At 59.0% G+C, this 17,543-nt stretch carries 13 protein-coding genes; 9 read left to right on the top strand and 4 right to left on the bottom strand.

Annotated elements, in window-relative coordinates:
* Positions 1-120: 120 nt before the first annotated feature.
* The 4 genes from HNQ59_RS11420 (at position 121) to HNQ59_RS11405 (ending at position 4,222) form a co-directional block, all read left to right on the top strand.
* The gene (locus HNQ59_RS11420; protein ID WP_184039240.1) at positions 121-2,430 is read left to right on the top strand and encodes a VIT domain-containing protein; all 2,310 of its coding nucleotides are present in this window, start codon (positions 121-123) and stop codon (positions 2,428-2,430) included.
* Positions 2,427-3,206, top strand: coding sequence for an archaeosortase/exosortase family protein (locus HNQ59_RS11415; RefSeq protein WP_184039237.1), 780 nt, complete (start codon positions 2,427-2,429; stop codon positions 3,204-3,206). The genes HNQ59_RS11420 and HNQ59_RS11415 overlap by 4 nt, the downstream gene beginning before the upstream one ends.
* Positions 3,203-3,718: a hypothetical protein gene (locus HNQ59_RS11410; RefSeq protein WP_184039234.1), complete on the top strand. Its 516-nt coding sequence runs from the start codon at positions 3,203-3,205 to the stop codon at positions 3,716-3,718. Before HNQ59_RS11415 ends, HNQ59_RS11410 begins: the two co-directional genes overlap by 4 nt.
* A gap of 153 nt (positions 3,719-3,871) precedes the next feature.
* The gene (locus HNQ59_RS11405; RefSeq protein ID WP_184039231.1) at positions 3,872-4,222 is read left to right on the top strand and encodes a DUF3147 family protein; all 351 of its coding nucleotides are present in this window, start codon (positions 3,872-3,874) and stop codon (positions 4,220-4,222) included.
* 94 nt (positions 4,223-4,316) lie between these two features.
* Here HNQ59_RS11405 and HNQ59_RS11400 read toward each other — a convergent pair whose 3' ends face one another.
* The 4 genes from HNQ59_RS11400 to HNQ59_RS11385 all read right to left on the bottom strand — a co-directional run bounded on the left by HNQ59_RS11400 (position 4,317) and on the right by HNQ59_RS11385 (position 11,603).
* Entirely contained in the window at positions 4,317-5,639 is a 1,323-nt protein-coding gene (locus HNQ59_RS11400) for a sigma-54-dependent transcriptional regulator (RefSeq protein ID WP_184039228.1), read from the bottom strand.
* Complete coding sequence (locus tag HNQ59_RS11395; RefSeq protein WP_184039226.1) at positions 5,636-7,459, bottom strand: sensor histidine kinase; 1,824 nt, start codon at positions 7,457-7,459, stop codon at positions 5,636-5,638. Before HNQ59_RS11395 ends, HNQ59_RS11400 begins: the two co-directional genes overlap by 4 nt.
* 217 nt (positions 7,460-7,676) lie before the next feature.
* Complete coding sequence (locus HNQ59_RS11390; protein ID WP_184039223.1) at positions 7,677-8,987, bottom strand: dicarboxylate/amino acid:cation symporter; 1,311 nt, start codon at positions 8,985-8,987, stop codon at positions 7,677-7,679.
* Between the two features lie 696 nt (positions 8,988-9,683).
* Positions 9,684-11,603 carry a B12-binding domain-containing radical SAM protein gene (locus HNQ59_RS11385; protein ID WP_184039220.1) on the bottom strand — a complete coding sequence of 640 codons (1,920 nt, stop codon included), beginning with the start codon at positions 11,601-11,603 and terminating at the stop codon, positions 9,684-9,686.
* Positions 11,604-11,926: 323 nt separating this feature from the next.
* Between HNQ59_RS11385 and pstS the strand changes: the two genes are divergently transcribed.
* From pstS to glyS, 5 genes are all read left to right on the top strand, one after another.
* A complete protein-coding gene (gene pstS / locus HNQ59_RS11380) occupies positions 11,927-12,973 on the top strand; it encodes a phosphate ABC transporter substrate-binding protein PstS (RefSeq protein ID WP_184039217.1) in 1,047 nt (348 codons plus the stop codon).
* Between the two features lie 166 nt (positions 12,974-13,139).
* Positions 13,140-13,817, top strand: coding sequence for a MarR family winged helix-turn-helix transcriptional regulator (locus tag HNQ59_RS11375; protein ID WP_184039214.1), 678 nt, complete (start codon positions 13,140-13,142; stop codon positions 13,815-13,817).
* A gap of 158 nt (positions 13,818-13,975) precedes the next feature.
* Positions 13,976-14,215: a thioredoxin family protein gene (locus tag HNQ59_RS11370; protein ID WP_184039212.1), complete on the top strand. Its 240-nt coding sequence runs from the start codon at positions 13,976-13,978 to the stop codon at positions 14,213-14,215.
* Between the two features lie 175 nt (positions 14,216-14,390).
* Positions 14,391-15,284 carry a glycine--tRNA ligase subunit alpha gene (gene glyQ, locus HNQ59_RS11365; RefSeq protein ID WP_184039210.1) on the top strand — a complete coding sequence of 298 codons (894 nt, stop codon included), beginning with the start codon at positions 14,391-14,393 and terminating at the stop codon, positions 15,282-15,284.
* Positions 15,285-15,329: 45 nt separating this feature from the next.
* Positions 15,330-17,399: a glycine--tRNA ligase subunit beta gene (gene glyS, locus HNQ59_RS11360; protein ID WP_184039208.1), complete on the top strand. Its 2,070-nt coding sequence runs from the start codon at positions 15,330-15,332 to the stop codon at positions 17,397-17,399.
* Positions 17,400-17,543 lie beyond the last annotated feature (144 nt).

Below are 17,543 nucleotides of genomic sequence, written 5' to 3'. Positions count from 1 at the left end.
AGCCACTGCGTCAATCATTCATCATAGACTGTGAATATATCAGCTCACCTTTTCCACGAAGCTATCATGACCGAGCCAGCCAACCCCACTCCTGAAACGCAACCAATGCGGAAGATATCCATGTTCCGCCAAGTGCTATTGGCGATATGCGGTTTCTTGTTGCCGCTGGTCACCTTGCTGATCGAGGCGACCACACACATGTGCCGGGATACGTTTTTCGACCCCATCCCGACACCACTGCATATGTTGCTGGTGGCCATCGTGCCGATCAGCAACGGGCTGGTGTTGTTTTCATCGGAGGCGTGGCGGCGTCGCCATATCAGGTGGTTGGCGGTGCTGAATAACGTAGCCATGTTGGTCACTGTGCTCTACAGCATCTTGTTTGCCCCGCTGATGCCCATGAGTATCTTTGCGATCCTCATCTCTGGCCTGGGCTTATTATCACTGGCGCCGTTCTTTGCATGCATTGCCACTTGGCGGGTACGACAGCGCTTGAAATCCAACCCTGGCTTCAATCACCAGCCCCTTCCCAGCCTGTGGCGTACTGGCGTAGTGGTGATGGCGTTGCTGCTGCTGGGTAATGTGCCACTGCTGGCGACACGTATCGGTTTCAACATGGCCACCTCATCCACGCCAGATTGGCAACGATTCGGCATCCGGTGGTTACGGCTGCTGGGTAACGAACAACACCTGCTGGCCTGGAGCTATGGCATCCAGCCAAGCCAGCTGGACATTGCCGGTGCACTGCTGGTGCCAAGCGATGTCAACACAGCGGATCTGGCACAACGGGTGTTCTATCAGGTCACCGGGGATACCTTTTTCCAGCGCTCAGCCCCCCAACGACATAGCCCGCATGAGTGGCATCGGTTCGACGAAACGTTAGACCTGGCACAGGGCACGGATTGGATCGGGGGCAGGATTCCAGGTCTGTCCCTGACCAGCTCATCGTTGAATGGCACGCTTCAAACCCAATCGGGTAGCGGTTATATGGAATGGACCATGCACTTCCGCAATGAGACGAAACAACAGCAGGAAGCCCGTGGACAACTCCTGCTGCCGCCTGGAGCCGTCATTTCCAGAGCCAATCTATGGATCGATGGCGTACCCAAAGAGGCCGCCTTTGGTGGGCGTAATGAAGTCCGGAGCGCCTATCAAGCCGTGGTCTCGACAAAACGCGACCCGCTACTGGTCACCACTGCAGGGCCTGATCGTGTGCAGTTTCAATTATTCCCGGTGCAGCCGGATAAACAGGAGATGAAGATCCGGCTGGGGATCAGCTTCCCCGTGCAACCCACCAGCCGCCATCGCGCCCAGACCCAACTGCCAGCATTGCTGGACCGCAATTTCGAAATCCCAGAGGCATTGCGACACCAGCTCATCCTGCAAGCCGATCAACCCATCCAGGGCGGCGCGGCATTCCCCTCCTCGGCACAGCAACCTGCCTTGGCAATCACCGCACAACTCAGTGACCCGCAATTGGGCAGCCCCACCGCCAAGGTGCTGTCAGGCCACACCCTGGCCGATACCCCCGCTTGGCAGATCGATGATCACACGCCATCGACTACGCTGATCACCCAGCGTGCGGTCGAACGACCACGCTGGCGACCCAGCCAGGTGACCATCGTGGTGGATGGCTCTGGTAGCATGCACAAGCTGCCAGCGGCACTGGAACATAGTCTGGCAGCCCTGCCCAAGCACATTGAATGGCAGTTGATCGCTGCCACCGACGATCCCCCCACCCTTGGCCCGCTGAATGTGGCAATGCTCAAGGACCTCAACTTTGCAGGCGGCCAAGACAACACCCCGGCCCTGTTGATGGCTTGGCAATGGGCACAGGCCGGACCTGATCGTGCTGTCGTGTGGCTGCACGGTGCCCAGCCATACCCGTTCAGCCATACCGCACCGCAGCTGAAAGCAGCGCTGGCCAACAACCCGCGACAAGCCCGGCTTTACAGCCTGCAAATGCAAGCAGGCAGCCATCAACTGCTGAACACGCTGGACAATCTGCCCCATCTGCAGACCCGCCAGGCATTGAACCAGCCCGAACAAGCATTGCAACAACTGTTTCAATCGTGGCAAGTGGGCCAGGCCGAATGGATCTTGGCGCGACAACGCGAATCTGCACCTGCCGCCCCCCCAACCGGCCCACGAGGTGAACACCTCGTCCGCCTGTGGGCGCAGGATGAAGTCCGCCGCCTGATACCCAAGGCCCCACAGCAAGCCATTCAACTGGCACAGCAGTATCAATTGGTCACCCCCGTATCTGGCGCAGTCGTATTGGAAAACCAGCAGCAATATGATGACGCCAATCTGGAGCCCGCGCAGCCCGGCACCGTGCCCACCGTGCCGGAGCCCGAGACCTGGGCCTTGATTCTGATCGTGGTCGGCGTACTGATTTGGCAAGGGTATCGGAAGGCTCGCAAGCCATGAGGCCAGTCATCATCGGCCTGACACTGGCCTTGGTCGGCGCCACCTGGCCAGTCTGGAAATGGGTGATCCAGGGCACACTGGACGCCTCGAACGAACCCTGGGGTTGGTTGCCAGCCGTGCTGGCCGCCTTGCTGGCCCTGCGCCACAGCCACAACCTCGCCACTGATCGGCTACTGATCACACCCGCTGTCTTATTGACTCTATACATGCTGGCCATTGCCCTCGACCTGCCCATGGCCATCCGAGGCAGCCTCGGTTGCCTGGCACTGGCCAGCTGGGCCAGCGGACTACGTACCGGGCGGCCCTGGCATGTCGGGCTTTGGACACTCTGCTGGCTGTCATTGCCACTGTCCGCCTCCATGCAGTTCTACCTCGGCTACCCCATGCGCTATCTGACTTGTGCTGGCGCGGCCACCTGGCTGCAATGGCAAGGCTTACCCGTCATGCAAGACGGCTCACTGCTACTTTGGCAGACCCGGCAGATCGCCATCGATGCCCCGTGCAGCGGTGTCAAAATGCTATGGGCCGGCTGGGTGCTGAGTGCCTCCCTCGCCACTTGGCAAGGGCTGAACTCGCTACGCACGCTGGGTTGCCTACTTGGCACACCGCTCTTGGTCTACCTGGCCAACACCGGGCGCACAACTGCCCTGTTCTATTCAGAAAGCGGCTTGGTGCAGGCCCCGCCTTGGTTTCATGACGCAATCGGGGTCATGGCATTTCTGGCCACGGCCCTCGCCATCACCGCCCTCCATCAGCGCACAGGAACAACCCCATGACCCGCCTGCAAACCTGCTTTCTCGCATGGTGTCTGCTGGCCGCCACGCTACCACTATTGCCCTGGCGCACACCCCCCATCACCCGCGCCACACCATTCCCTGGCTGGCCCACTACGCTGGATGGCCGTCCGCTTCGGCCCCTTCCGCTGACCGCGCTGGAGCAACGATTCCAAACTGGGTTCCCCGGCAAGATGGCGCGTTTCACCGACGGAGAACGCGAAATCATCCTGCGCTGGGTCAACGCACCCTCGCGCAAGCTCCACCCCAGTATCGACTGCTTCAAGGCCCATGGCTATCAGCTGACCCTGCAACCCGCCATCGACAAAAATGGCCAGCAATGGTCCCGTTTCATCGCCCGTAAAGGCCACGACACATGGACGGTGGAGGAACGGATCATCGACACTCAAGGCAGGCAATGGCGAGATGCCTCAGCCTGGTACTGGTCTGCCGTACTGAATCAAAGCGAAGCGCCCTGGTGGGCAATCACCACAGCCCAGCCAACCAGACAATGAAATACCCCCTCCGCGCCGTGGCCAGCCACAGTCATGGCATACCAAACTCAGTCAGGTCTACCTAAAGGCCAGGGGCGGATAGCGCACCAACAGCCATTGGTGACGCAGGTGGCCTATAATCGGGTGGACATCCATCCCCTGAATAGGCGCATCATGCTGTGGTTGATCACCAAATATGGTCTGACGGCAGCCGTCATCGTGCTGGTATCAGAGGTGGCCAAGCGGAGCGATCGACTGGGTGCCTTGATTGCTTCGCTGCCGTTGGTCACGGTCTTGACGCTGATCTGGCTGTATGTGGAAAAGCAGCCTGCAGACAAGATTGCGAACCATGCGTGGTACACGTTCTGGTATGTGGTGCCGACCTTGCCGATGTTTCTGGTGTTTCCGGCTTTGCTGCCGCGCTGCGGGTTCTGGCTGACCTTGCTGGTCTGTGTGGTGCTGACCATGCTCTGCTTCGGTCTGTTCGCCCTGGTGGTGCGGCGTATGGGCATCCATTTGCTTTGAGCCCTGCCCCGACACCCGCCAGGATCAGCAGCCTGCCGGGCTGATCAGCAGATATCCGTGGCCGGTTGAAACATGCTGTCAACCTGCTGGCGGGTCATGAAAGCCGATACTTCTTCACCTTGTCGAACAGGGTGGTCTTGGCCACTGACAGGGCTTCCGCTGCTTTGGACAGATTGCCGCCACAACGGTGCAGGGCGTCACGGATCAGCGCTTTCTCAAACTGTTCCACCGCCTGATTGAGGCTGGTGTGCTCCATCGGCTCGTCAGATGTCCCGATGGCCAACCCCAGCCCCAATGCGCACCGTTCAGCGACATTGCGCAGCTCTCGGACATTGCCTGGCCAGTTGTAGGCCATCAGCCGGGCCATGTCTGCCTGTTGCAAGACAGGTGGGTCACGCTCGAAGCGTTGTGCCGCCTGCAATAGAAAATGCTGGAACAACTGGGGGATATCTTCACGCCGCTCACGCAGGGGTGGCAGCTCCAGCGTCACCACATTCAAGCGGTAGTAGAGATCAGAGCGGAAATGCCCCGCCTCGCCCATCCGCTTGAGATCGGACTTGGTGGCAGCCACCACCCGGATATCGACCGGCAGCAGAGCATTGGAGCCAAGGCGCTCCAGCACACGCTCTTGCAATACCCGCAGCAACTTGATCTGCATCGGCATCGGCATGCTCTCGATTTCATCCAGAAACAGGGTGCCGCCTTGTGCATGCTCGATCTTGCCGATACGTCGCTTGGCCGCCCCGGTGAAGGCCCCTGCTTCGTGGCCGAACAGCTCGCTGTCGATCAATTGCTCGGGCAACCCGCCACAATTCACCGCCACGAAATGCCGGGTATGACGCTGGCTGCTTTCATGCAGGCAACGGGCGACCAGCTCTTTGCCAGTGCCTGTTTCGCCATGGATCAGCACATTTGCCCCGGTATTGGCGACCTCGGCAATCAGTCTGCGCAGGCGGGCCATCGCGGGTGAATGGCCGATGATCTGGTTCGCGACATGATCGTGGCTGGCCAGCTGCGCGCGCAGGCTGGCCACCTCAAGCGACAGCTGGCGTTGCGCCAGCGCTCGGCGTGTTACCTCGACCAGCTGCTCTGGCGCAAATGGTTTTTCGAGAAAGTCGTAGGCACCCTGCTTCATGGCCTGCACCGCCAAGCTGACATCACCATGCCCAGTGATCATGATGACTGGCAGATCTGGCGCCTGGGCACGTAACGTATTGAGCAAGGCCATGCCATCCTGCCCAGGCAGGCGGATGTCGGTCACCACCACACCTGGGAAGCCTGGCGTGATCTGCTGCAGAGCCGCCTCGGCGCTACCCGCTTCGATAGCCGCAATGCCCTCCAGAGCAAAGGCCTGAACACACCCCAGCCGGACGACCGGATCATCCTCGACGATCAAGACCTGCAAGGCTTCTATCATCCCAACATTTCCTTTGTGGTTTGCGGCAACACCATGGTAAAGCAGGCCCCACCCTGTGGTTGATGATAGCCACTCAAGCGGCCTCCGAACTCGTCCAGGATGCCGATGGACAGCGTCAGCCCCAAGCCCAGCCCCTCGCCCACCGGTTTGGTGGTGAAAAATGGCTCGAACAGTCGCGCCTCGGCCTCTGCAGTCAAACCTGGGCCATTATCACAGATGCTCACGGACACCTCGCCCTGCTCAAGCTGGCCGACCACGCGGATGTGCGGGTTGGTCACAGTGGCCACCGCATCCAGGGCATTGGCCAGCAGGTTGACCAGGACTTGTTCCAGCCGTGTGGCCTCTGCCTTGACCCACGCTTGGGCAGGCATGTCACGCTCGATCACGACACCCGCGCTGTGTATTCGTGTCTCCAGTAGGAACAACGCGTTCTCCAACGCAGCGTTGAGTTCGACCGGCACCATCCGATTCGATGATTTACGGGCGAACGATTTCAACGCACCGGAAATCTTACCCATCCGCTCCACCAGCTGGATGATGGTTTGCAGGTTGGATTGTGCCGTGGCCAGATCACCACGCGCCAGAAACCGCACGGTATTGCCAGACAGCGTCCGCAAGGCCGCCAGCGGTTGATTCAGCTCATGGGCGATCCCAGTGGACATCTGCCCGATCACCGCCAGCTTACCGGCTTGCAGCAGCTCATCCTGCGCCCGGCGCAGAGTAGCCTCGGTGCGAATGCGCTCCGTCACCTCCGCCTGTAGCTGCAGATTGGCCGCCGACAGATCTGCGGTGCGCTCGATCACCTTGCGTTCCAGCTCGGCGTTAGCCGCCTCCAGCGCGATGCGGGCTTTCTGCCGTTCAGCATTGATGCGGCGGCGGGCATTCCACACCACGCCCAGCAAGGCCAACAAGGCCGAGCCTCCGCTGGCCAGGGTGGCAGTTTTCAATGCCCCCATCTGCAATGCCTGGGTACTCGACAGTAGATAAAGACGCCAGGCGGTGCCAGCCAAGGGCATGTTTTGTGATAACAGCAAGGAGCCCTTACGGATGCGGACTAACTCGGCATCATCAGCAATGGCTTTCTGCTGCTCGATCCCCATGCTGGGCAGTGGCGCACGGTTGTACTGCAAGCTGCGATCCAACGCAGCACGCTTGGCTGGCGCCAAGGGGAACACAGTCTGCAGGCGCCACCGGGGCTGTGAGGCCAGAATCACCACGCCGTTTTCGTCCACCAGCAGGACGCCCCCGTCCAGCCCTTGCCAGTTGGCTTCCAACGGCTCCAACCCTACTTTCACCACCGCCACCCCGCTGGGTGACCGGCGATTGCCCAATGGCGCTGATAGATAGTAGCCCGGCTCGCTACGTGTGGTGCCGACCCCATAGAATCGACCAGTCTGGCCTTGGATCGCTGCGCGGAAATAGGGCCGGTAGCTGAGGTCTTCACCCAGATAGCTGTCAGGCCGCTGCCAATTGCTGGTCGCCAGTACTTTGCCGGTTTTGTCGAGAATATAGATGGCGCGGGTTGCGGTGCGCTCGTTCAAGGCCGACAGATACAGATTGGCTGCCTGCACAACCGCCGCCTGGTCGGGGTTGTCCAACAGTTGGTTGATTTTGCTGTCCAGGGTCAGGACATGGGGCACATAGTCATAGCGGGCCAATTCGCTGGCGATGGTCTGCCCGAACACCCGCAGCTGGACTTGGCTGCGCGCCAATTGCTGTTGATACGCCAGCGTCTGGCTGATGTGAAAGCCCGCCGCCCCTGCGGCAGTAATGATCAGCAGCACAACCGCAATTCGCCAGATCCGTCGCCAGTGGGACATACCGTTGGACACAAAAGTTGAAATGATATCTGAAGACATTGTAAGCGATGTAGCCGCCTGCCCCTGCAAGCAGATCAACGAATCCAGGCTCAACTGAAGACTGGGCTCGGATCATAGGTGCCACATCGAAAAAAAACGGCACGCAAGCCGATGCGTGCCGCAAAGTGGAGAGCAGGACAACGCTCACACGACATCAAACACAGTGAGGGATCACAGGTCAGGCCTGTACCGCTGCGGGGGTATGCAGGGGCACGTCTGGTAAGGGGGCCGAGGGCTGTGCTGCTTCGCCCAGGGCGTCCTGGCCGATTGCCCCTTCGCTCTTGGCCACCACGGCAGTGGCAATGGCGTTACCCAGAACATTGGTCACGGTACGGGCCATGTCCATGATGTGATCAATACCCAAAATCAGCAGAATGCCCGCCTCGGGCAACCCGAACATCGGCAGCACCGCCGCCACCACCACCAATGAGGCGCGTGGCACGCCGGCGATGCCCTTGCTGGTGATCAGCAGGACCAACAACATGGTGATCTGCTGGCTGAGGCTCAATTCGATGCCATACACCTGGGCCACGAACAACGCGGCGAACGAGGTATACATGATGGAGCCATCCAGATTGAACGAATAACCCAGTGGCAGCACGAAGCCGGAGATCCGCTCTTTGATGCCAAACCGGCTCAGTTGCTCGATCACCTTGGGATAGGCCGATTCGCTGCTGGCAGTGGCGAAGCCGATCATCAACGGGGCGCGCATGATCTTGATCAGGCGGAATACGTCACCACGCAGGAAGAAATACCCCCCTGCGATCAGCAGCACCCACAGAATGGCCAGCGACAGATACAGGCTGCCCACCAGCTTGGCATAGACGGTCAGCACCGACAGCCCTTGCTTGGTGATCACCGCAGCAATAGCGGCGAACACACCCAGCGGTGCGAAATACATGACATAGTTGGTGATGCGCATCATCAACTCTGCCAGCCCCTCGACCACGGCCAGCACCGGCTTACCGACGCCATCCTTGATGGTGCCCAGCGCAAAACCGGTAAACAGCGAGAAAATCACGATCTGCAGGATTTCATTGGTTGCCATCGCCTCAAAGAAGCTCTTGGGGACGAGGTGGGTCACGAAATCCTTCAGGTTCAGCGCACCAGTCTTCAGCTCCGTTGTCGCATGGGCGTCTGGCAGCGGCAGATTCAGGCCGACGCCAGGAGTAAGGGTATTGGCCATGAGTAGCCCGAGGAACAGCGATATGATCGATGCCGCCAGGAACCAGCCCATGGCTTTCAGGCCAATACGGCCTACAGTCTTGCCATCCCCCATGCCAGCAATGCCTGCCACCAAAGTGGCGAACACCAGCGGGCCGATGATCATCTTGATCAATCGCAGGAAGACATCGGTCAAGATCGATAGATAGCCCGCGATGTTCTTGGCGGCTTCAGGCGTAGGTGCCATATGGTTGGCGAACGTACCGACCACAATACCCAGCACCATGGCGATGCCAATCATTGTGGGGAGTTTCTTCATATTCATGCTGAGCCTCTTTGTCTACAGCCGAGCCGTGGGGGCAGGCTCGCCGCTGTATGAATTGATTCGGTTATCTCCTGCCGGCAGACTGGGCTGCCGACCTGTCCTGCAGGCAACTGGCCAGATGAGCCCATGGCAGGCATGCATCGTCGGGGCCATCGGGGGAAACCATGCCGGACACCGATCTGCAGAGTGGTCGGACAGGGCAATCGATGGGCTATCTTAGATGCAGCGGGCTCGCCGTGATCTCAGGTCAGCCAGGCAGGGAGTGGGGCGACAGTCTGTTGCAGAGTGGGTGGACGTCGGATCAAATTGAGTTTCATGTCTCGCTGCAGCCTCCGGATGGTGCCAGATGGGTTATGGTTTTTACCTATATGGAGGCAACACAGTGCACAGATCGTGCCAATCTATCGGCCAGGCAGATATATCGATAAGCCATTGAAAAATAAAAAATGGCATGATCACCCACGCCCATGACGTTCGAAAAACCGAACAAACACCCCATCAAGCGTTCGCTCAGCCGACCAACTCACAGCAGGAAACACGGCAAGACACCGCGGCACCGCCTGGGCTCAGGCAGACGCAGCCCCTAGAGAAATCGACAGTCGTGCAAACCACCCATGCTGATGCCGGACAGCCCCAATACACTGGGCGGCCAACCCGGCGCATGGCGGGGAAATCCAGCTTGTTCAGGCGGAAAAGTCACCGGGACTGCAAAGCCCGGCTAATGAAATGTTTGGGCACTTGCGGCTTGGGCACCCGCTCATCAAACCAGCGCCGCACATCCTGGTCCAGCCCAATACCATGCATATAGTTGTACAACGCCTTGTTGAGCGCCTTACCCAGTCGATCATGATCGACACCGGTCGGGTCGATGAACCCGACATCATTCTTAGCAAATGAAATCTCGGGCAAAGGCAACAAAGTCACGCCGTATTCCTCTGGGCTCTGCCCCACAGGTGAGTGCACCGTGCAGACAAACCGATGGAAAAAGCCAGACTGGATGCACCCTGCTTCGAACAGCTGCCGTACATACTCCAGCGCATCCACCGTGTCCTGCACGGTCTGGGTTGGGAAGCCGTACATCAGGTAGGCATGCACCAGGATGCCCGCCTCGGTGAAGGCGCTGGTCACCCGCGCCACCTGGTCAACTGACACGCCCTTCTTCATCAGCTTGAGCAGACGATCAGAGGCGACCTCCAGCCCCCCCGTCACTGCGATGCACCCACTGTCGGCCAATAGCTGGCACAGCTCCGGGGTGAAGGACTTTTCAAAGCGGATATTGCCCCACCAGGAAATCGACAGATGACGACGTTGCAACTCTTCCGCCAGCGCCCGCAACGCCTTGGGTGGTGCGGCCTCGTCCACGAAGTGGAATCCGCTCTGGCCGGTTTCATCAATGATGGCCTCGATGCGATCTACCAGCACCTTGGCCGAAGCCGCCTCATAACGGGAGATGTAATCCAGCGTCACATCGCAGAAGCTGCACTTCTTCCAATAACAGCCATGTGCCACAGTCAACTTGTTCCAACGACCATCCGACCACAGTCGATGCATCGGGTTGAGCATGTCGAGCAGGGACAGATAACGGTCGATCGGCAGGCCATCCCAGGTCGGGGTGCCGATCTCATCAAAAGGGATGTCCGGCTCGGGCCAATTCAAATAACGCACTTGGCCCGTTTCAGCATCGTTGACAAAGGTACGCACCAGACGCTCACGTGACCGCTTGCCTTGCAGATGCTCCAGCAGGGCCAGAAGTGGCCGCTCACCACTGTCCAGCGTCACGAAATCGATATGATCGAACAGCCGAGGCTCACTCAGCTCACGCAGCTCGGTATTGACAAAGCCTCCCCCCAGGCTGACCACGATCGACGGATCAGCCTGCTTGATACTCTGTGCAATCCGCAACGCGGCATACACCGCACCAGGAAAAGGCACCGACAACAACACCAGATTGGGCTGATGCCGCGCCAGCGCAGCCAGTGTCAAGGCGTGCAACGTGTCATCGACCAGATTGCGCGGTGTAGCCAGCGCCTCAGCCAACGGATCAAAGCTGGGCTGGGCCTGCGCCAATGACTCGGCATAACGGACAAATTCGAAGCGTGGATCAATGGCCTCGCGCAGCACATCTGCCAGATCATTCATATATAAGGTTGCCAGGTGCCGGGCACGATCCTGTACCCCCAGCGCTCCAAACGCCCAGGCCAACGGGTCCCCGCCAGTCGGGTCATCGGGATCGACATACACTTCCAGCGAGTCAAACCGTGGGCCTTCCGGCAGGAATTGACGACTACAGATCCGATAAGCCAGGGTGCTGTCACGCCCCTGCAGAAAAGCCATTACTGGGTCGATCGTGGCCGCATACCGGTCGAAATGAGTCACAAACTCCGCCACCAGCGGCGTGCGTTGCCGGGCCGGCATCGCCTCGATCACCTTGCGCATGGCCGCCAGGCCCGCTCGCGAGAAAAGCTGCAGCACCAGCGCCAGCGCCAGATCTTCCTGCACGGCATCGATGCCGCGCGACCGTAGAAAGCCTGTCAAATAGGCCGTTGAGGGGTATGGAGTATTGAGCTGAGTCATCGGAGGAATGATGGACAGCACACGAATCGAAGACAGCGGCATGGTGGTTTGGATCAACCCAGATAAAGCAATGGAAGGCACTATTGTCCCACGAAACCAATCAGCAGACCCATGGGGCACACCGCTCTGAATCTTTCCACTGACAACGGACAGCCCTGGCCGCCACATTGGCGACAGCCTTGTAGGGCCTTGCCCCGGCCCGCGCTACCGCTTGTCACATCAAGACTGACACTCAGTCATTCCGTCACTTGTCAATAGCATAGGACATTGTTAAAACAATATCTTACGTTAAAAAATTTTATCCTAAATTATATTCGTATTTGATAATATTGCATTTTCATGACAAAGCAAAACCCGGAGAGTTCATGTTCACAATAAGAAAATCTGCCTACGTCCTGGTCACGGCACTGCTATGCAGTTTCTCCACTGCCCACGCCGTTGAAATCCAAGGGGTCGGCTCTTCAGCGGCTGCACCGCTCTATAACAAATGGGCCAACTCATTGCAGAAAAGCGGGCACAGTTTGAAATATGATGCTGTTGGCTCTGAGCGTGGGCTGGTGGCGGTCAAAGCCAACCAAAGCCACTTTGGCGCCACCGATGTCCTCCCCTCCTCGGCGGAACTCAACAAGGCCGGGCTGGTTGCCTTCCCGGTTGCCGTCAGCGCGGTGGTACCTGTGGTGAACCTGGCCGGTTTCAAAAGCGGCCAGCTCAAGCTGAATGGCGATGTTCTGGCGCAGATCTTCAGCGGTAAGATCACCGACTGGAACGACCCAGCCATCGCGGCGCTGAATAGTGGCGAGAAACTGCCCAAGAGCCCGATCAAATTGGTTGTCCGCTCGGACGGCTCAGGCGCCACCTATTCACTGAGCGAATTCCTGGCCTCCACCAACAAAGATTGGAAGGGCGCCATGGGGGTGGGTTTCAGCCTAAAGTGGCCCGCGAACGCACAACAGGCGAAGGGAACCAAGGGTGTCGTTGATGCCGTCAAGAGCACCGAAGGTGCCATTGGTTACGTCGATTTCAGCGCGGTGGCAGAAGACGCCTTGGTTGATGCCAGACTGGCCAATGCCGAGGGCAAGTTTGTCAAAGCCTCATCCGGCGCCATCACAGATGCGCTGATGAACAGCGGCTGGGCCAGTAAAGGGGACTTTGATGAAAAACTGATCAATCGCCCTGGCAATGGCACATGGCCGATCGTCACCGGCACCTTTGCAGTGGTGCCCAAAGTGGTTGACCAGGCAACTGGCGGCGCCATCACGGAATTGTTCGTGCGTGGCTTCATGTCGGGCGATGCGGCGGTGAAATCCGTCTCATGGATCAGATTGCCAGACCAGATCAAAGGCAAAGCCACCAGGACCATGGCTGGCATCCGTGATAAATCTGGCCAACCGCTGAATATCAACTACTTCTGATCAGCCCCCTGACCCGCCTGCCCCTGATGACCAGCTACGTGCTGGTCATTTTCATTGAGGCCACTGGCCCCCACTCTTCACCTAGCACGGATAAGACTTGTTTTGCCGATGCAACATTATGCAAAACCCTTGACAATTTTAATTAGGAATCCTAATAATAAAAACCATGAGCGATACCCACCCACTTGATACGCCCAGCCAGACCTTGCACGGCAAATTGGCTGATTCCCTGGTGCGACTATCCGTTGCCCTGCGCTTCCACGCATGGCAGATGGCAGGCCAGCACGGGCTGACGCCGACGCAGATGGAAATCCTGTCGCTGCTCAGCGTGCGTGGGCGATCTTTGCAATTGAAGGTGATTGCGGAGCAGACGGCCTTGGCGGCACCCACCATCAGCGATGCGGTGAAAGTACTGGTGAAGAAAGGATGGGTATCCAAGGCCCGGAGCCCGGACGACGCCCGTGCGCTGGCGCTGGCGCTGACCGACGCGGGTAAGGCCTTGGTTGCGGAAATCGATGGTTGGCATCACTTTCTGGCCGATGCATTGACCAGGCTGCCAGAGCATGAGGTGACGGCGTGCTATCAGACCCTACTCAAACTGATCCGCACATTACAGGGGCAAGACAGGATTCCTATATCGCGCATGTGCCCAAGCTGCAGGTACTTCGTTGCCAATCAGTACCCAGATGCGGCCATGCCCCACTTCTGCAGGCTGGTCGGGACGGCAATGGCCGTAGCGCATTTACGGCTGGACTGCCCAGAGCATGAGCAGGCGGAATCAGCAACGCAGGCCATCACCTGGCTCAACGACAGGAATCGCCCGGCAGCAATGCGCCAAGGATGAACCGGCACAAGCCAAGGGAAAAGCATTTGACAGCAGGCATCGCCTGAGGTCGATACACCGCCTGATCTCGATCAGGCAAGAACCGGATGCTCAGCTGAGTTTGGCGACCGGACTGAGCACCCGCACCCCATCATCTACGACAAAGGAGTGACCGCATTATGACTGCAAAAGCCGTTTTCTACCACGCAGGATGCCCGGTCTGTGTCGCGGCGGAACAGCAATTCGCAAGCGCACTGGATCAGCAACGCTATCAAGTGGAAGTCGTGCATTTGGGCGAACAGCGCGACCGTATTGGCGAGGCGGAACGCGCGGGCGTCAAGTCCGTACCCGCCATGGTCATGGAGGGCCAGGTGTTTCACATCAACTTTGGCGCCAGCCTGGCTGATGTCAAGGGCTGACCCAATCACATTGGTGTATAAAGACAAGCGCCGGGACTGGCGCTTGTCTGACTCTATGCTGCGCTCGGCAACAATCGTTTTGCCGGATTCGACCCACCCCGCTGAATTCTGGGTTTTACCGCCAATCCAATCGGGTTAGAATGCCCGTTTCGACCTTACTAGCAAGCATCGATTCATGCTGACCTTTCAGGAAATCATTCTCACCCTCCAGCATTACTGGAACAAACAGGGCTGTGCGCTCATGCAGCCCTACGACATGGAAGTCGGCGCTGGCACCTTCCATACTGCCACCTTTCTGCGCGCCGTAGGCCCGGAGCCCTGGAATGCCGCCTACGTGCAGCCTTCCCGCCGCCCGAAAGATGGCCGCTATGGCGAAAACCCCAACCGCCTGTTCCAGCACCACCAATTTCAGGTCGTGTTGAAACCCAGCCCCGACAACATCCAGGACCTCTATCTGGACAGCCTGCGGGCGCTAGGCGTTGACCCGACCATCTACGACATCCGTTTTGTCGAAGATGACTGGGAAAGCCCATCACTAGGCGCATGGGGTTTGGGGTGGGAGGTGTGGCTCAATGGCATGGAAGTCACCCAGTTCACCTACTTCCAACAGGTTGGTGGGCTGGACTGCAAACCCGTAACCGGCGAGATCACCTATGGACTGGAACGCTTGGCGATGTATCTGCAAGGCGTGGAAAATGTCTATGACCTGGTATGGGCGACCATGCCAGATGGCAGCAAACTGACCTATGGCGATGTGTTCTACCAGAACGAGGTCGAGCAATCGAAATTTGCGTTTGACGCCAGCAATGTCGCGCTGCTGTTCGAGCAATTCAACGACTTCGAAGCCGAAGCAACACGCCTGCTGGAGCTGGGCCTGCCCTTGCCGGGTTACGAGATGATCATGAAGGCCAGCCACACCTTCAACCTGCTGGACGCGCGTGGCGCCATCTCGGTCACCGAGCGTGCTGCCTACATTGGCCGCCTGCGCACCCTGTCCCGTGGTGTGGCACAAGCTTATTACGACGCTCGTGAGGCCCTGGGCTTCCCGATGTGCCAAGCGAAACCATGATCTTGTCGCAGCCCCGGTTTGCGACTTACCGATAAAGAATTGGCCATGCAAGATACGTTACTGATTGAACTGCTGACCGAAGAACTGCCCCCCAAAGCCCTGCCCAAGCTGGGCGCGGCCTTCGCGCAGAGTATTGTGGACGAACTCGTCCGCCTGAATTTTGTTGCCGCAGGCGTCGAACACCATGTGTTCGCCAGCCCTCGCCGCTTGGCGGTCACCATCCCGCATGTGGTTGACCTGCAGCCCGATCAACAGGTAGAACGCCGTGGCCCGGCGGTGGCCAATGCCATGAAGGATGGCCAACCGACCCCGGCCCTGGCTGGCTTTGCCCGCTCGTGCGGCATTGACATTGCCGAGCTGGCCGTCGGCCACGATGGCAAAAACGATGTCTATGTCCATCGGTTCACCAAACAAGGGGAGCCCCTGGCCAGCCAGCTGGTCACCATCGTGGAAGCCGCATTGAAGAAGCTGCCCGCGCCCAAGCTGATGCGCTGGGGCGCGCGCGAAAGCCAATTCATCCGACCGGTGCATGGCTTGATCATGTTGCATGGCAGCCAGATCATCGATGGCCAAGTGTTGGAGCTCAGCAGTGGTCGCGCCACCCTGGGCCACCGCTTTCTGTCCTCAGGCGAGGTCAGCATCGCCCATGCCGATGAATACGCCCGCACCCTGTATGAGCAAGGCAAGGTCATTGCCAGCTTCGCGGCCCGCCGCGCCCATATCGAAGACCAACTCAAGCGCGCTGCAGCTGCGGCCCACTGCCAGCTGGCGGATTACGATGCCTTGTTGGATGAAGTCACCGCCCTGGTGGAATGGCCTGCGGTCTATGTCGGCGCCTTCAGTGAAGACTTCCTGAAAGTCCCGCAGGAGTGCCTGATCCTATCCATGCAGCAGCACCAGAAATACTTCCCATTGCTGGATGCACAGGGCCGCCTGCAGTCGCGTTTCCTGGTGGTCAGCAACCTGCAGACGGACGACCCGAGCCACATCGTGCATGGCAATGAGCGCGTACTGCGCGCCCGCCTGTCGGATGCGAAATTCTTCTTCGAGCAGGATCAGAAGCAACGGTTGGATGCCCGCGTACAACGCCTGGAAAACGTGGTCTACCACAACAAACTGGGTACGCAACTGGAGCGCGTGCAACGCCTGTGCAAACTGGCGGGCATCATCGCTGGCAAGCTGCACGCCGATACCCAGCAAGCCGAACGCGCAGCCTATCTGGCCAAGGCAGACCTGCTGACGGATATGGTTGGCGAATTCCCCGAGCTGCAAGGCATCATGGGTATGTACTATGCCCGTATCGATGGCGAACCAGCAGCCATTGCCACCGCCATCGAGGGCCATTATCACCCCCGCTTTGCCGGTGACACCCTGCCACAGGACAACATCGCCGCTGCTGTTGCCCTGGCGGACAAACTGGACACGTTAGTCGGCATTTGGGGCATCGGCCTGATCCCCACCGGCGACAAAGACCCATTCGGTCTGCGCCGTCACGCGCTGGGTGTATTGCGCATCCTGTTGGAATCGCCGCTGTCACTGGATCTGCAGGAACTCCTCGAACACGCCCGCGCCGGTTTCATTACCGCCAAACTGGCCGACGATACCGTCTCCAAGCTGTTCGACTTCATGCAGGAGCGCCTGAAGAATTACCTGTCTGGCCGGCAGTTCGACAACAACGTCATCGATGCCGTCGTCAGCCAAGGCCCACGCCGCGTTGACCAGGTGCTGCCACGAGTGGAAGCCGTCACCGCCTTCCGCGAGCTGCCCGAGGCCAACAGCCTGGCCGCCGCCAACAAACGGATCGGCAACATCCTCAAGAAGACCGACGCCATCACCGTGGCACCCGACTTCACCCTGCTGCAAGAAGCCGCCGAGAAAGCACTGTTTGACGCCGTGACCCAAATCAAGCCGATTGTGGAGTCCCACGTTGCCAATCAAGGCTACACAGAGGCACTGAAAGCGCTGGCCGGTCTGCGCGAAGCGGTCGATGCCTTCTTTGATCAGGTCATGGTGATGACCGATGAGCCCTTGATCCGTCAAAACCGCCTGGCCCTGCTTACGCAGCTGGGTGGCTTGATGAATCAGGTGGCGGACATCTCCAAGCTGGCGGTCTGACCACCACCGCCATCAAAAAACAGGCCGCTCATGCGGCCTGTTTTTTCTTCACCACACCGCCCGCAAACGAATGCTCATCTGATCCGCCCTTGTCGCCCTGACCCAAGACATAACCCGCCGATGCCAGCTATAAAGCTATCGAGG

This window comes from Chitinivorax tropicus (assembly GCF_014202905.1).
GTDB classification, from domain to species: Bacteria; Pseudomonadota; Gammaproteobacteria; order Burkholderiales; family SCOH01; genus Chitinivorax; species Chitinivorax tropicus.
The sequence above is the reverse complement of the archived record's forward strand: the minus strand, read 5'-3'. Positions and strand labels throughout refer to the sequence as shown.

What these genes read in the sequence shown, in the direction of transcription:
- HNQ59_RS11375 (WP_184039214.1), top strand. Translation starts at nt 13,140, where the DNA reads ATGAGCGATACCCACCCACTTGATACGCCCAGCCAGACCTTGCACGGC.
- HNQ59_RS11370 (WP_184039212.1), top strand. Translation starts at nt 13,976, where the DNA reads ATGACTGCAAAAGCCGTTTTCTACCACGCAGGATGCCCGGTCTGTGTC.
- glyS (WP_184039208.1), top strand. Translation starts at nt 15,330, where the DNA reads ATGCAAGATACGTTACTGATTGAACTGCTGACCGAAGAACTGCCCCCC.
- HNQ59_RS11420 (WP_184039240.1), top strand. Translation starts at nt 121, where the DNA reads ATGTTCCGCCAAGTGCTATTGGCGATATGCGGTTTCTTGTTGCCGCTG.
- HNQ59_RS11390 (WP_184039223.1), bottom strand. Translation starts at nt 8,987, where the DNA reads ATGAATATGAAGAAACTCCCCACAATGATTGGCATCGCCATGGTGCTG.
- HNQ59_RS11395 (WP_184039226.1), bottom strand. Translation starts at nt 7,459, where the DNA reads ATGTCCCACTGGCGACGGATCTGGCGAATTGCGGTTGTGCTGCTGATC.
- HNQ59_RS11400 (WP_184039228.1), bottom strand. Translation starts at nt 5,639, where the DNA reads ATGATAGAAGCCTTGCAGGTCTTGATCGTCGAGGATGATCCGGTCGTC.
- HNQ59_RS11385 (WP_184039220.1), bottom strand. Translation starts at nt 11,603, where the DNA reads ATGCCGCTGTCTTCGATTCGTGTGCTGTCCATCATTCCTCCGATGACT.
- HNQ59_RS11405 (WP_184039231.1), top strand. Translation starts at nt 3,872, where the DNA reads ATGCTGTGGTTGATCACCAAATATGGTCTGACGGCAGCCGTCATCGTG.
- HNQ59_RS11415 (WP_184039237.1), top strand. Translation starts at nt 2,427, where the DNA reads ATGAGGCCAGTCATCATCGGCCTGACACTGGCCTTGGTCGGCGCCACC.
- pstS (WP_184039217.1), top strand. Translation starts at nt 11,927, where the DNA reads ATGTTCACAATAAGAAAATCTGCCTACGTCCTGGTCACGGCACTGCTA.
- HNQ59_RS11410 (WP_184039234.1), top strand. Translation starts at nt 3,203, where the DNA reads ATGACCCGCCTGCAAACCTGCTTTCTCGCATGGTGTCTGCTGGCCGCC.
- glyQ (WP_184039210.1), top strand. Translation starts at nt 14,391, where the DNA reads ATGCTGACCTTTCAGGAAATCATTCTCACCCTCCAGCATTACTGGAAC.